Origin of the sequence: Flavobacterium ardleyense (genome assembly GCF_042686085.1) — a bacterium.
GTDB classification, from domain to species: domain Bacteria; phylum Bacteroidota; class Bacteroidia; order Flavobacteriales; family Flavobacteriaceae; genus Flavobacterium; species Flavobacterium ardleyense.
Genome location: NZ_JBHUOL010000012.1, coordinates 647,960 through 661,412, shown reverse-complemented (window position 1 = coordinate 661,412; position 13,453 = coordinate 647,960). Strand labels below are relative to the sequence as shown.

At 32.4% G+C, this 13,453-nt stretch carries 13 protein-coding genes and 1 tRNA gene; 6 read left to right on the top strand and 8 right to left on the bottom strand.

Annotated features, from left to right (window positions below):
• Position 1 precedes the first annotated feature (1 nt).
• The 8 genes from ACFSX9_RS08705 to ACFSX9_RS08670 all read right to left on the bottom strand — a co-directional run bounded on the left by ACFSX9_RS08705 (position 2) and on the right by ACFSX9_RS08670 (position 5,824).
• Positions 2 to 433, bottom strand: a complete 432-nt coding sequence (locus ACFSX9_RS08705; RefSeq protein WP_379806693.1) for a hypothetical protein — start codon at positions 431 to 433, stop codon at positions 2 to 4.
• A gap of 20 nt (positions 434 to 453) precedes the next feature.
• Positions 454 to 1,248 (bottom strand): MotA/TolQ/ExbB proton channel family protein, encoded by a 795-nt coding sequence (locus ACFSX9_RS08700; protein WP_379806691.1) that lies wholly within the window; start codon positions 1,246 to 1,248, stop codon positions 454 to 456.
• Positions 1,249 to 1,329: 81 nt separating this feature from the next.
• Positions 1,330 to 1,417, bottom strand: a tRNA-Ser gene (locus tag ACFSX9_RS08695).
• 75 nt (positions 1,418 to 1,492) lie between these two features.
• Positions 1,493 to 2,521: an asparaginase gene (locus ACFSX9_RS08690; protein WP_379806689.1), complete on the bottom strand. Its 1,029-nt coding sequence runs from the start codon at positions 2,519 to 2,521 to the stop codon at positions 1,493 to 1,495.
• Positions 2,511 to 3,647, bottom strand: coding sequence for a 1-acyl-sn-glycerol-3-phosphate acyltransferase (locus ACFSX9_RS08685; protein WP_379806687.1), 1,137 nt, complete (start codon positions 3,645 to 3,647; stop codon positions 2,511 to 2,513). The genes ACFSX9_RS08690 and ACFSX9_RS08685 overlap by 11 nt, the downstream gene beginning before the upstream one ends.
• Positions 3,648 to 3,708: 61 nt before the next feature.
• Positions 3,709 to 4,476, bottom strand: a complete 768-nt coding sequence (locus ACFSX9_RS08680; protein ID WP_379806685.1) for a TatD family hydrolase — start codon at positions 4,474 to 4,476, stop codon at positions 3,709 to 3,711.
• Positions 4,477 to 4,512: 36 nt separating this feature from the next.
• Positions 4,513 to 5,238 (bottom strand): tetratricopeptide repeat protein, encoded by a 726-nt coding sequence (locus ACFSX9_RS08675; RefSeq protein WP_379806683.1) that lies wholly within the window; start codon positions 5,236 to 5,238, stop codon positions 4,513 to 4,515.
• A gap of 4 nt (positions 5,239 to 5,242) precedes the next feature.
• Complete coding sequence (locus ACFSX9_RS08670) at positions 5,243 to 5,824, bottom strand: RNA polymerase sigma factor (protein WP_379806681.1); 582 nt, start codon at positions 5,822 to 5,824, stop codon at positions 5,243 to 5,245.
• Between the two features lie 193 nt (positions 5,825 to 6,017).
• Between ACFSX9_RS08670 and ACFSX9_RS08665 the strand changes: the two genes are divergently transcribed.
• The 6 genes from ACFSX9_RS08665 (at position 6,018) to ACFSX9_RS08640 (ending at position 13,451) form a co-directional block, all read left to right on the top strand.
• Positions 6,018 to 6,608 carry a hypothetical protein gene (locus ACFSX9_RS08665; protein ID WP_379806679.1) on the top strand — a complete coding sequence of 197 codons (591 nt, stop codon included), beginning with the start codon at positions 6,018 to 6,020 and terminating at the stop codon, positions 6,606 to 6,608.
• 22 nt (positions 6,609 to 6,630) lie between these two features.
• Positions 6,631 to 7,332 carry a fibronectin type III domain-containing protein gene (locus ACFSX9_RS08660; protein ID WP_379806677.1) on the top strand — a complete coding sequence of 234 codons (702 nt, stop codon included), beginning with the start codon at positions 6,631 to 6,633 and terminating at the stop codon, positions 7,330 to 7,332.
• 68 nt (positions 7,333 to 7,400) lie between these two features.
• Positions 7,401 to 8,408 carry a hypothetical protein gene (locus ACFSX9_RS08655; protein WP_379806675.1) on the top strand — a complete coding sequence of 336 codons (1,008 nt, stop codon included), beginning with the start codon at positions 7,401 to 7,403 and terminating at the stop codon, positions 8,406 to 8,408.
• 82 nt (positions 8,409 to 8,490) lie between these two features.
• Positions 8,491 to 10,488 carry a PKD domain-containing protein gene (locus ACFSX9_RS08650; protein ID WP_379806673.1) on the top strand — a complete coding sequence of 666 codons (1,998 nt, stop codon included), beginning with the start codon at positions 8,491 to 8,493 and terminating at the stop codon, positions 10,486 to 10,488.
• Positions 10,451 to 13,054, top strand: coding sequence for a CHAT domain-containing protein (locus ACFSX9_RS08645; RefSeq protein WP_379806671.1), 2,604 nt, complete (start codon positions 10,451 to 10,453; stop codon positions 13,052 to 13,054). The genes ACFSX9_RS08650 and ACFSX9_RS08645 overlap by 38 nt, the downstream gene beginning before the upstream one ends.
• On the top strand, positions 13,014 to 13,451 hold the full coding sequence (locus ACFSX9_RS08640) for a retropepsin-like aspartic protease (protein WP_379806669.1): 438 nt from the start codon (positions 13,014 to 13,016) through the stop codon (positions 13,449 to 13,451). Before ACFSX9_RS08645 ends, ACFSX9_RS08640 begins: the two co-directional genes overlap by 41 nt.
• The last annotated feature ends 2 nt before the right edge of the window (positions 13,452 to 13,453 follow it).

Below are 13,453 nucleotides of genomic sequence, written 5' to 3'. Positions count from 1 at the left end.
TTTATTTTTTAATTTTAGTAAACATTCCCCACACTACACTGCCAATAGCAATAATAGATAGAATTGAGGTCAACATTATACCAGTCCCTACCCATTTCGATGTGCTTTCAGTCGAAATTATTTCGTTAGTAACTGATCTAACTTCCGTACCATCAGCTAAAATATATGAAATAATTAGTAAACCAACAAAAGCACCAATCATAATTAAGGACTTCTTTAGATTTTCTTTGTTTGAAAATAAATTCTTTAATACAAATAATAATACTACTACTAAACAAGCAGATAGAATCACATATGCTAAGTATATAAGAGGATTAAGCCAACTGTTGTCTAAGTCTCCGCTATTACTTGTGGCCATTAAGCCTCCAAGGAATACCACACTAAGTATTGCGACAATAACAGCTGCTATTTTAGTCACTTTGTGTAAATTCATAACTGTTATATATTTTAAAATTATTTTTTACTGTAATCAGACAAGATATCAATCAAACTAATTGATGCATCTTCCATATCATTCACGATTGAGTCAATCTTAGCCGTGATGTAATTATAGAAAATTTGTAAGATAATAGCAACAATAAGTCCAAATACAGTAGTTAATAAAGCTACTTTAATACCACCTGCTACTAATGATGGCTCCATAGAACCTGCAGATTGAATTTGGTCAAACGCTTCAATCATTCCAATTACCGTTCCCATGAAACCTAACATCGGAGCCAAAGCAATGAATAATGAAATCCAAGACACGTTTTTCTCTAATTGACCCATTTGAACTCCACCGTAAGCTACAACTGATTTTTCAGCTGATTCTAAACCGTGAGAGTATCTGTCTAGACCTTGGTAAAAGATAGATGCAACTGGACCTGTAGTATTTCTTGCCACCTCTTTAGCAGCATCTACACCACCAGAGTTTAAAGCTGATTCTACATCGTTAACTAATTTTTTAGTGTTTGTAGTCGATAAGTTCAAGTAAATGATTCTTTCGATAGCAATTGCTAATCCTAAAATTAAACACAATAATACAATCCCCATGAACGCAGGACCTCCTTCAATAAAACGTTTCTTAATTGCTTGAGTAAACGTAACTTCTTCTTTTGCTACGTCATCTGTTGAAATTGCAACTACATCATCTGATGCCGCTACTTCTTCCACTTGTTCTGTTGCAGTTACTGCTGTTGAATCTTGAGCTTGAACACTTCCAAAAGTCATAAGCCCAGTGATTGCTAAAATAGAAAATAATCTTTTCATCGCTTTTGTTCTTAAATTTAATTAGTTAATGGGTAAAGATATAAAAATTTTGTAATTTTTTTAAAATTTATTATTATTTAGCAGAGAGAAAGGGATTCGAACCCTCGATACTCTTTTGAAGTATACACGCTTTCCAGGCGTGCGCCTTCGACCGCTCGGCCACCTCTCTATCAGAATAACACTATATTTTAAGGGCGCTAAATAACGTAAAAAAATTCAGGTATAAAAATTAAATATGTTATTTTTATGTCAATTCCCCTCTAATGGCTGTTTCAAATATCATTTTGAACACATTATCAGACACTTTTTGACCTAATAAATACATTAATTTTGTAATTGCGGCTTCAGTAGTAATGTCTTTTCCTGAGATTACACCAATCTTTTTCAACTGCGTACTCGTCTCATAATTCCCCATAGCCACGCTTCCTCCGCTACATTGTGTCACATTAATTACGTGAATATTTTCATTTATCGCCTTTTCGATCGTGTCTACAAACCACTTTTCTGTAGGGGCATTTCCAGAACCATACGTTTCTAAAACTATTCCTTTTAAATTCGGGATAGTAAAAAAAGCATTAAAAACTACTTGATTAATTCCTGGAAATAATTTCAAAACTACAACATTATCGTCAAATTCGGTGTGAACTTTTAACTTTTTAGTGGCTTTTTTCTGCCATAAAAGATCAGAATTCACTTTCAAATGCACTCCTGATTCTGCTAATTCGGGAAAATTCGGAGAGGTAAACGCATTAAAATGTTCTGCACTTATCTTTGTTGTTCTATTTCCTCTATATAATTTATATTCAAAATAGAGCCCAACTTCTTGAATAACTGGCTTTTTATTTTTCTGCAAAGATGCAATCTGAATGGCTGTAATTAGATTTTCTTTTGCATCAGTTCTAAGATCGCCAATTGGCAGTTGAGAACCCGTAAAAATCACTGGTTTAGCTAAATTTTCCAACATAAAACTTAAAGCAGAAGCAGAATACGACATAGTATCTGAACCATGAAGCACTACAAAGCCATCGAAGTTATCATAATTCTCCTCTATAACCGTAGCCATTTTCTGCCAATCAGAAATGTTCATGTTGGATGAATCGATAGGAACTTCAAACGAATAAGTTTCAATGGAGCAATCTAAAAGATGTAATTCAGGAATTCTGTTTAGCAACTCTTTAAAGTCGAATGCAATTAATGCACCTGTTTTAAAATCCTTCACCATACCAATGGTTCCACCAGTATAGATCAGTAATATATTTGCTTTAGAGATCATTTGTGTATTTCAATTTATTCACCACCGGATTAGCATACATGGCTAAAAACCCTTCTCTCATGGTGTCATTATCAACATCAATTCGCATTTCTAATCTTCTTTCGAAAATTTGACGCTCTTTTTCGTCGTATAAATGCGTAAATCGATCTGTTTTATATAAAATATCGTAAGCAATAAAATTTGTTGGCCATAATTTGTACGATTGCAAAATAGAATCATCAATTACTTGGGCCAAAGCTTGAACTTGCTTATTATTATTATCTGTTTCTGCGATTATTTTTTCATATTCGCTATCTAAAACATCGCCAATATGAATGTGAATTCCTTTTTTCTGACCGATAATTCCGCTCATTAAAGTGATGAAATCCTCGTTTTTCTCCTTAATATATACTTCATCTTTTGAATGCGCTAACAACTGAGGCATTTTTAAAGCGTCCGTAGGATCATATTCATAGGAAATAGAAACAGGAACTATTTTTAATTTCTTAAAAAAGTCCATTCCTCTTTTTTCATCAGAAGCCATTCCTAGCATTTTCAACACACCTGGATGCGTGGCATCATTACCGTCTTTAGTTCTTCCTTCTCTTTGGGCAATCCAAACAGAACGATTTTCTTCCGCCAATAAATGGTAAATGTATTCCGACATTAATTTAGAACTTTGTAATAACTCTCTTGGCGATAAGCCTCTTTGAACTAAAAAATTTCTATTTAATTTCGATAATTTCAGCAAAAAATCTTTTTGAACCAAATTATCACCAATAGCAGAAGCCGTCATAACCAAACCGTGGTCATAAAGCGCAACATTCAGCAACGACGTATCTAAAATGATATCGCGGTGATTGGAAATATATAAATATGAGGTATTTGGAGCTAATTTTTCAAAACCTGAAGTAGTCAAACCTTCCGAACTTCTTTCTAAAATACGCTGAAGGGATTGATATACACAGGTAACTTGGAATTCTCTAATTGAATTTATTTTACTCAATTGTTCTTTCCAAACTTCTTCTTCAACTTCTGGAAATGTAAATTCCATTATGGCCTTCATCATAGGATGATGTAACGAAGATTTTAATGCTTCATTAACCTCAGAATCATAATACGGACGAATAGAATCGAATCTTGTCATACTAATTTTAAAACAATCTACAAAAGAACAAAATATTTATGACTTGTAACTTTAATTTAGGTTAAATTCCGAAAATTTGTTTTGAATTTTCAGTCGTTCTTCTAGCAATTTCTTCTACCGGAAGGTTATAAATTTCTGCTAATTTTTGAGCAACTAAAAGTGTATAACTGCTTTCATTACGTTTTCCTCTGTTCGGAACTGGCGCTAAATAAGGCGAATCAGTCTCAAGGACAATGTGTTGCAAATCAATTTGATTCAGGAATTGATCGATTTTTCCGTTTTTAAATGTGGCTACTCCACCAATTCCTAATTTCATTCCTAACGAAATCGCTCTTTGGGCTTGACCCAAATCACCCGTAAAACAATGGAAAATTCCGAACAAATCAGTCGCTTTTTCGCTTTCTAAAACCTCGAAAACTTCGTCAAATGCATCACGACAATGAATATTTATTGCTAATTTGTGTTTTTTAGCTAATTGGATTTGGTGCTGAAAAGCGTGTTGTTGCTGTTTCAAGAATGTTTTATCCCAAAATAAATCAATTCCGATTTCGCCAACAGCATAGAACTTTTTCGAATCTAGTTGTTTTTCAACGTGTGCCAATTCCTCTAAATAATTTTCTTTGACATAAGTAGGATGTAATCCCATCATTAAAAATACATTTTCGGGATATTGTGATTCCAAATCATACATTTTATTGGTATAACTAGAATCGATGGAAGGAACAAAAAAACGAGAAACACCGGCATCGATAGCTCTTTGCATCATTTCGTTACGGTCTTCTTGAAATTCTTCTGAATATAAATGGGTATGGGTATCGGTAAGTATCATTTTAATTGTGGCAATTGCGAACTGCAAAAATACAATTTAATCCAATTCCTTTAAAAGTTTTTGAGCTTGATTGTATTTTTCTGATTCTTGAGAAATTAGTTCCAATTGCTTTTTACACGTTTTATAATCTTTTTGTTTCAATGAAGATAAAGCCGAACACCAAATCGCCTCTTCTTTATAAACGGAATTTCCTTGACTAATGTTTTTTAATAATACCGAAGCTTTTGCATAATCATCAGATTCAATTAAACTTATCGCATAATACAATTGCAATTCAGGATTCGTTAAATCTTCAATCTTAGCAAACGATTGAGATGCTTTTTTATAGTCTTTTGCATTAAAAAATGTTTGGGCATCGACTAAATTTTGATTAGTATCGCTTCTTTCAATAAAATGGGCTTCGTTATACTTGTTATAATCTGAAAAATTAGGATTGCCCGATTGGTTGAAGTACCAAACTCCCATAAAAACAACCAACATTGCTGCAACGGCAAACCATTTTGACTGTAATGAGATTACTTTTGATCTTCTTCTCGCTGGTTTTCCGAAATGACTTGATCCAATTACGTGTACATTTTCTTTGAAATCACCAGCTTCTTTAGAAAACTTGAGTTTTAAAAATTGAGTGGTTTCTTTATAAATTTGAAATTGTTCACTAAAACTATCATCCGTTTGAAGTTTATTTTCAAATTCAGATTGTTCTTGAGTAGTCATTTCGTTAAGAAGATACTTTTCAAACTCTATGTATAATTCTTCTTGCATTGCGTTATTTTTTTAAAGATTTGTACCGATTAGACGCTTGAATCATTTGGGTCAATTGTCCAGTGCAAATAGATTTTTTCTTTCGCACGTAAGCATAAGTAACCTTCATTTTACTTGCCACTTCTTCCATTGTTTTTGTTACAAAACTAAGCTTGAGTACTTCTTGACATTTTTCTCCTAATTTTTGAAACATTTCATCAAATAAGGATTGTCGTTCGTCTTGCTCTTCGGTTTCGATGGCTAATTTTTCAACGTCTTTGTCTATAGATACATTTTCATCCGCAATTGTTACCTCCCTATTAGAAGATTTTTTTAATTCGTTAAGCCATCTTCTTTTACACAATAGAAAAAAATAAGCATCAAACGGACAGGTCAATTCTAATCCTTTGGTCTTAGCCTGATTATACATAGCAATTAAAACTTCTTGAATTACATCTTGCGCTTGATCTTCACTTCCAGAATTTGACTTTATATAATAAGTGACCTTTGGAGCAAATTTTTTATATATACGTGCAATGACCTCCGAATTGTTATTCGCAAGTCCTTCAATATAAATTTGATCTTGATGTACTATTTTAAATGTCATAAAGTGTCTAATTATCAGCTAATATATAAAGAATTAAAAAAATAATGATTTTATGGGGTAACAAATATTATATACTGTTTATATAAAGGTGTAAACGCTCAACAAATAAAGCGTAAAAAAAATAACTGAAAAAAGAGGGTAACAATTGTACAGTTCAGTTGATCTATTAGTATAAACTTTAAAATTGAAAATTATGAAAACTTTAAAATCACTTCTATTATGTTTAATCGTTTCTTCTTTCACAAGTTGCGACAATGACAATGATCCAACCAATAATGTATGCGATGAAACGTACTTGAGTTTAGCAGGTTCAAATGTTTTTACTACAGCTAATGGCTATGAACTTGAAGAAACAATGGATTTATTAACGCATGAATATACAATGATTGTTAATGCTTCTGGAGAAATTTGCAGCATTGGTTACCAAAACGCAGCGGCTTACATTGGAACTTATGAAATGGAAGTTGAAAACATGACGACTAACGTGACAGTTACTGAAACACTAAGCTTTTCACAAACCGCTATTGAATATAAACCTTTAGCTGTTCCTTTAGTATTAAACGCTGGAGATACAATTGCAGTAAGACGCACATTTACAAATACCTATACTTCGGCAGATGAAATTATCGGAAATCTTTACAGACATCCAGGCTTCGCCCCAATTGTATTCCCTATTGCTCTTAATCCAAACGCTACACTTATAGGCACAAGTTTCTATGGAACAGGTGGACCTAGCAATGACTTTGCGATTCCCGTAATTGGAGTAGGCTTTAAATTAAATTAATAAAAAGTAAATTTTAGAAATTATGAAAACAAATCAAATAAAAAGATACCTTGTAGCAAAACCGTTATTTGCAATGCTATTTGTTTTAGCATTTACTTTTATGAGTTGCGATAATGATGACAACAATGAAAGTCAAGCTCCTTTAGTAATTAGTACAACTACAGATGAAAATGTAGCAATTACTTATACTTCTATTAAAATTGATGGCGAGGTTACTTCTGACCAAGGTAGCACTGTCATAGCTCGAGGTGTTTGTTGGAGTACGAACAGTAATCCAACGATAAATGACAGTAAAACAACCGAGACTTCAAATATTTATTCAAGTACAATAAATAATTTAATTGCAAATACAAATTATCATTTTAGAGTATATGCAACAAATAGTGCGGGTACAAGTTATGGATTAAATCAAAATTTTAGCACATCTACTTTAAATGCTTCAACTTGGAATTTCTTATTAACTAACTCAGGTCAAACTTGGAACGCAGATGTTACATTTAACACTGATGGAACAACTGTCTATGACGAACCTTCTTCCCCTGGAACTTATACAACATATGGAACTTGGTCTTTAAATGGTAATACGCTAACGTATGATATGGATTCTTCCGAGAATACTAATACTAGCTATCAATTTACAGGTACTTTATTAAATAATACTATGACTGGTACTTATAATTTTGGATCTTACCCAGATCAAATATTTAGTGCAGTAGAATATTAAGCGCTAAATGCGACAAAAAAACAGCTAAATTAATATACTTATACAATAACAAATAAATTAAAAAAATCATGAAAACTATTAAATTAAACAAACTTTATATAGCAAAACCAATATTTGCAATGCTATTTGCTTTATCATTTACTTTTATGAGTTGCGACTCCAACGACGACAATGATGTTACGAACACGCCTCCAACAGCAATGGAATTTAATTCAATAAGAGAAATTGCACTAGATAATGCTACGCAAAACTTTCAAATTGTTGCCGCAAATGGTACAACGACTTTAAATTCTGCTAATGGAGTTGAAATTGACATCAATGCAAGTTGCCTTACTTTGAACGGCAACCCTGTAAACGGATTAATAGATATTAAGTACATTGAGATTTTCGACGGTGGCGATATGTTAGTTACCAATAAAACTACAATGGGAAAATTACCAAATGGTGATATGGCAATGATTATAACAGGTGGAGCTTTTTATATTAATGCAACACAAAACGGCCAACAATTGGTTTTAAATTGTGGCATGAATCTAAGAATTCCTGCAAATTTAACTGCACCAGACCCAGATATGATTTTATGGGATGGAACGATTAATGCTGCCGGTGATTTAGTTTGGGAAGAACAAGGTCAAGATGCAACTGGACGTGATAATTTATTTTTAGAAGGACCAGCAGGGAACCCAACATATTACGCTTTTTTCAATAGCTTCGGCTGGACAAACGTAGATAAATTTTATGATTTTTCCGGACCAAAAACTCAAATCTTAGCAAGCGTTCCTGCCGGATATAATTACGACAACAGCGCAGTTTATCTTCACTATGACGGAGAAGGAAATGCATTAGCTAAATTAGATACTTATAGTGCCACGACAAAATTATTCTCAGAACATTATGGTCAAATCCCTGTTGGTTTACCATGTCATATCATTTTTGCAAGTGAGGACAATGGTCAATGGCGTTATGCCATAAAATCAGTTACAATTTCTGATAATGCGGTTTATAACTTTACTTTGTCTGAAACCGTTGTAGGTTCAGAAGCCCAACTAATAGCAGCTATAAATGCTCTACCATAATATTGCTATGAATATGTTTACTGGAAAAGTGATGATTTGTTCATCACTTTTTCTTATATTTAATGTTTCTAAAAAATTAATTATGCCGAAAAATATCTTCATAACATTACTTTTAATGTCTTCTAGTATTATTTTTTCGCAAACTATTGCAAAAGACACCACTACTCGTGTCGCAAAAATACTTCCAGTTCAAAACAACAATACCTTTATTTTTAAATCTGACAAACCAGAATTAAATCAAATTGCTGGTGCTCCAAAAGCATTTTATAGTTATTATTGGGAAATGGGCGACGGTAATTATTCTACAAAAGACGAACCAAAACACACTTACAAAAAACCAGGTGAATATGAAGTAAAATTATGGGCAACCAACAATTATGATTCCGGAAAAACACCTACTACTCGACCACAAAAAGTCAAAACAAATGACAAAGCTGATACTTCTGAAAATGAAATTCAGTCTATGGATGATAACATTGTTTTAAAAAGAAACAGAGAACCATTACCAAATGAAGATTTTGTAGTGATTTTGAGCTACAAAAATGATAAAAATTACGTTGCCAATGGAAAAATATATTTCTATTACAATGAAAAAGAATTCAAAAACGACAACTTCAATTTGATTGAAACTCGAAATTATAACGACGAAACCATTGAAGAAATGGCAAGCGATTTGGTGTACAATGAAAATTTTGAACCCAACAGTTCTTCATATGCTTCTGTTGAAAATTTAGTTTATTCAACTAAAAATTTTCAAGATACTACTTCAAGAAAAAACCTGGCAATTTCTCTAGAAGAGGCTAAACAAAAATTCAAAAAAGGAAAAACGATTACGTTCAACAATATGAGTCCGAATGAACAACGTACAATCTTTTTCACGCTAAAAACTACTCCGGAAATGATAAAAGATACAAGTGCTATTTTAAAAGTACGAAGTATTTATGTTCCGAATTCTAATTATGAAAATCACAAAGTAAAAGATATGGAGATGGAGATTGTGACTTCTCACGATCCAAATAAAATGTCGACTAATGGTTTATTTATCAATTACCGCTTGGTCCGATTTAAAAGAGTGAAATTCAAAACTCGTTTTCAAAATAATGGTGAAGGTCCGGCACGAATGATTCGCTTGGAAACCGATGTTCCTGATATGTTTAACAAAACAACCCTCAAAATAGAAAAACAATATCCTGAATGTCCAATTTGTCCCAAAAATGAGGAAGTACGCTACAGTTGTTTAGACACGATTGTGAATTCAAAACAAATTATTTTTACTTTTAAGAATATTTATATTCCCGGAAGTGAACAAAAAAATGTTACCGAAAAAGATTCTACTAAAGGTTTTGTTGCTTATAGTTTGAAATTCGGTGAAGATTTCCATAAGATAAAAACCAAGAGTCGAACAGCAATTATTTTTGACAAAAACGATCCAATTATTACAAATTATTCGGTTACCCGATTTAATCCTGGAATTTCTATTGGCGCTAAAACGGGATACAATTATTTTCCAAAATTAGATCATGCCAAAAGTTATTTTGTGGGCGCCACTGTTTCGCCTTTCAAATCCTATCGCTGGTACTGGCAATCCGAACTTTATTTCAACAAACTAAATTATAACGGCAATTCCACAACTTCCGATTTTACAGAATATCAATTTAATCCACCCTATCAAGATCCAAATGGCGATGTTATTGATATTGGTTTCCAGAGAAAATCGACATCGAGCGAAGTTAGTAGAATCGTTACCGAAGTTGTTCCTATTTCAATTCGATACAACATAAATAATAACATTGGTGTGGGATTTGGACCACAAATATCAACGGTAGTTTCTTCAAAAGTAGTGTCAACAGAGACATTTCAATATTATAAGTCAACTGGTTTTCGTCCTGGTGAAGAAATTGTACCATTGAAAAAAGAAGCTAATAGTTCAACCACAGAAAAATCAGAAGTGCAAACCCAATTATTTGCGGATGTAACCTTTGGATTTGCACGAATTGGTCCAAGTTTAGGCGTTCGATATTATAAAAACTTTAAAAACGATTTTGATTCGTGGCAGTTTTATGCGATTTGGAAATTTTAAATTACTTTTTCTAGTTTTCTTTTTCACTTCTATAGTTTCATCCCAAACTTTAGAAGACCAAATTTATGATGCGGTTGATGCATTTGTTGCGAATCCTTCGAAATCGGCTTTTATTTTATTGAATTTGAAAGAAAACGAATTTTCGAAACAAGTAAAATCACCAGACGAAAAGCTAGCTTTAGTAATATTGAACTGTAACAAAGGTTCGTTCGAAATGAATAATAACCTACAGAAAAATGCCATTTCATCTTATGAAAAAGCTTGGAAATTATACGATACGAATAAACTTTCCAATTACGACATTATTGAATATTGCTTAAAACCACTAGGCACATTATATACGAAAACCGGAAATTATACTTTAGCCGAAAATATCATTAAAAAATATATTTTCATTGCCGAAAAACAAAAAGATCAAGCGACTATAATTTCAGGTTATATTAATTTATCAATTGTTTACAAAAGCATTGGCAACCATCAAACAGCGATTGATTTACTTCAAAAAGCATCGAAAAACAAAGAAGTTACTTCGCTTCAAAATAAAAAAATTAAAGAAGAACTTAGCGTGAATTATATTGGTTTAAAGAATTATTCCAATGCGAATTCATTAATTCAAAGCCAAACTGATTCGAATGATTATCAAAGTTTAAAAACCAAATCTTTTTTAGCTCTTCAAAATAATAATTTTACCGAAGCGATAAGTTATTTCGCGAAAGCAAAAGTTTCATTTTTCAAATCCAAAAACTTCTCAGCTCGTGATGTGGCAAAATTATATGTGGAAGAAGCTTCGATTTATCGCTTTAAGAATGATTTAAATTCGGAAAGAAAACTCTTGAATCAAGCTTTAAAAACCTTATTACCACTAGAAAAAAATTCGGGTTTACCCAAAAAAACTAGTTTATATCCCGAAAATACATTTTTGACGATATTTGATGCTTTAGCCGAAATTGAAACCAACTCAAAACAGAAAATCGACTATTATGATTTGAGTTTTTATGTTAGTGATTTGATAAAAGAAAACCTTGTTTCTCAGGAATCGCTAATTATTCAACAATTTGAAGATCGAAAACGTACCGAACAATGTTTGAACACTTTCTGGATTACTTATCAAAAAACAAGAGACAATTCCTACATCGATAAAGCTTTTTTGTATGCCGAAAGAAGTACAAACGTAATTCTAAAAGAACAATCCAATTTAAAAACATTAGCAGAATTACATCCAAAAAATAAAGATTTACAACTTCAAAAGCAATTGATTGGTCAGCAAGAAACGCTAATCAATCAGCTAATCCGTTTACAAATTACAGGTGAAAACCCGAATGAAATTGAAAATATCAATTCAAAATTAGCTGCTATAACGATTGAATTGAAAAATTGCAACGAGAAAATTCAGAAGCAATTCAAAACGGAGATTGAAAAAGAGCTTTCTATTTCCGAATTGTATTCTAAAATTAAAAAGGACAAAGCCCAATTGGTATATTTCTTTTGGGGAAATCAATCGGTTTATCAGTTTCAAGTTTCTGACAATAAAATGGTTTGGAACCAGATAAAATTAGAAGGTAAATTTGCTGAGAACCTAAAAAGCTTCATTCACTTTTTTGATGATGCTTCGCTTATTAATAACAATATCCAGTTGTTTACTAAAACGAGTTTCGAATTGTTTGATGCTTTGCATTTTTCGGATTTAGAAAAGAACAAAAATACCATTATCATTCCTGATGGTTTACTCAATTTTGTCGCTTTTGATGCTTTAGTAACGCAAAAAACTACTTCAAAAAACTATACTGAAATTCCTTTTTTGGTCCGTCAAAATAAATTGGCTTATCAAACCAACGCTACTTTTTACATCAAAAACACACCAAAAGAAAAGCAAAATACTATCGTTGGATTTTTTCCGGTTTTCGAAAACAGCAATGCCGAATTACTATATTCTAAACAAGAAGCAAAAGCATTAATTCCGTTTAAGGCGAAATTATTTATGAACGAAAAGGCTACGAAAGCCAACTTCTTAAAAAATTCTAGTCAATTTAGTATTCTTCATTTATCGACGCATGGAACAAGTGGTTCTTTCTCGGAACCAGCAACTTTGGTTTTTTATGATGATTTAATGTTGCTGAACGAATTGTATGCTTTACAAGATTGTCATCCGCAACTGGTTGTTTTGAGTGCTTGCGAAACCGGAATTGGAAAACTGCAAAAAGGAGAAGGTGCAATGAGTATTGCTAGAGCTTTTCAATATGTGGGTGCCGAGAATATTTTGTTTAGTTTATGGAAAATTAACGATTATGCTTCCGCCCAATTGATGACGAATTTCTATGAAGATTATGCAGAAAGCGATTCCTTTTTTGAAGCCAATTACAATTCAAAAATAGCGTATTTAGAGAATTCGGACATTGTAAATGCTAAAAAATCTCCTTATTATTGGAGTGCTTTTGTATATTATGGCGCAGTTGATTCCGACGAAAACTACAATCTTTATTATCTGATTTTTGGACTTATCGCAATTATTATTCTATTTTTGATTTATGGAAGAACTTCAAGACTTTTTAAAGGAAAAAAAATATAAAAAAATAAAATTCCAGGTATTAAAAACCCAGCATTTACTAATTATAGCTAAAATAAATGGCGTAAAAGGGAAATTTATTTTAGATACCGGTGCTAGTACCAGTTGTGCAGGTTTCGAAAGTATTGAACGGTTTTTACTGAATGCTGAATTTTCCGACACAAAAGCGGCTGGAGCTGGTGCAACAGGAATGGAAACGCGGTTAGCTAAAAACAATGAAATTCAACTCGGACGCTGGAAAGACGACAAGTTTCATCTTATCGTTTTTGATATGAGTCATGTTAACGAAGCGCTTAAACAATATAAAACCAAACCTGTTGATGGAATAATTGGTGCTGATATACTTTTAAAAGGAGAAGCTATTATTGATTATAGCAGTCAATACTTGTATTTGAAATAATT

Excerpts from the sequence above, each read along its gene's own strand:
- ACFSX9_RS08705 (WP_379806693.1), bottom strand. The coding sequence starts at position 433 with ATGAATTTACACAAAGTGACTAAAATAGCAGCTGTTATTGTCGCAATA.
- ACFSX9_RS08700 (WP_379806691.1), bottom strand. The coding sequence starts at position 1,248 with ATGAAAAGATTATTTTCTATTTTAGCAATCACTGGGCTTATGACTTTT.
- ACFSX9_RS08690 (WP_379806689.1), bottom strand. The coding sequence starts at position 2,521 with ATGATCTCTAAAGCAAATATATTACTGATCTATACTGGTGGAACCATT.
- ACFSX9_RS08685 (WP_379806687.1), bottom strand. The coding sequence starts at position 3,647 with ATGACAAGATTCGATTCTATTCGTCCGTATTATGATTCTGAGGTTAAT.
- ACFSX9_RS08680 (WP_379806685.1), bottom strand. The coding sequence starts at position 4,476 with ATGATACTTACCGATACCCATACCCATTTATATTCAGAAGAATTTCAA.
- ACFSX9_RS08675 (WP_379806683.1), bottom strand. The coding sequence starts at position 5,238 with ATGCAAGAAGAATTATACATAGAGTTTGAAAAGTATCTTCTTAACGAA.
- ACFSX9_RS08670 (WP_379806681.1), bottom strand. The coding sequence starts at position 5,824 with ATGACATTTAAAATAGTACATCAAGATCAAATTTATATTGAAGGACTT.
- ACFSX9_RS08665 (WP_379806679.1), top strand. The coding sequence starts at position 6,018 with ATGAAAACTTTAAAATCACTTCTATTATGTTTAATCGTTTCTTCTTTC.
- ACFSX9_RS08660 (WP_379806677.1), top strand. The coding sequence starts at position 6,631 with ATGAAAACAAATCAAATAAAAAGATACCTTGTAGCAAAACCGTTATTT.
- ACFSX9_RS08655 (WP_379806675.1), top strand. The coding sequence starts at position 7,401 with ATGAAAACTATTAAATTAAACAAACTTTATATAGCAAAACCAATATTT.
- ACFSX9_RS08650 (WP_379806673.1), top strand. The coding sequence starts at position 8,491 with ATGCCGAAAAATATCTTCATAACATTACTTTTAATGTCTTCTAGTATT.
- ACFSX9_RS08640 (WP_379806669.1), top strand. The coding sequence starts at position 13,014 with ATGGAAGAACTTCAAGACTTTTTAAAGGAAAAAAAATATAAAAAAATA.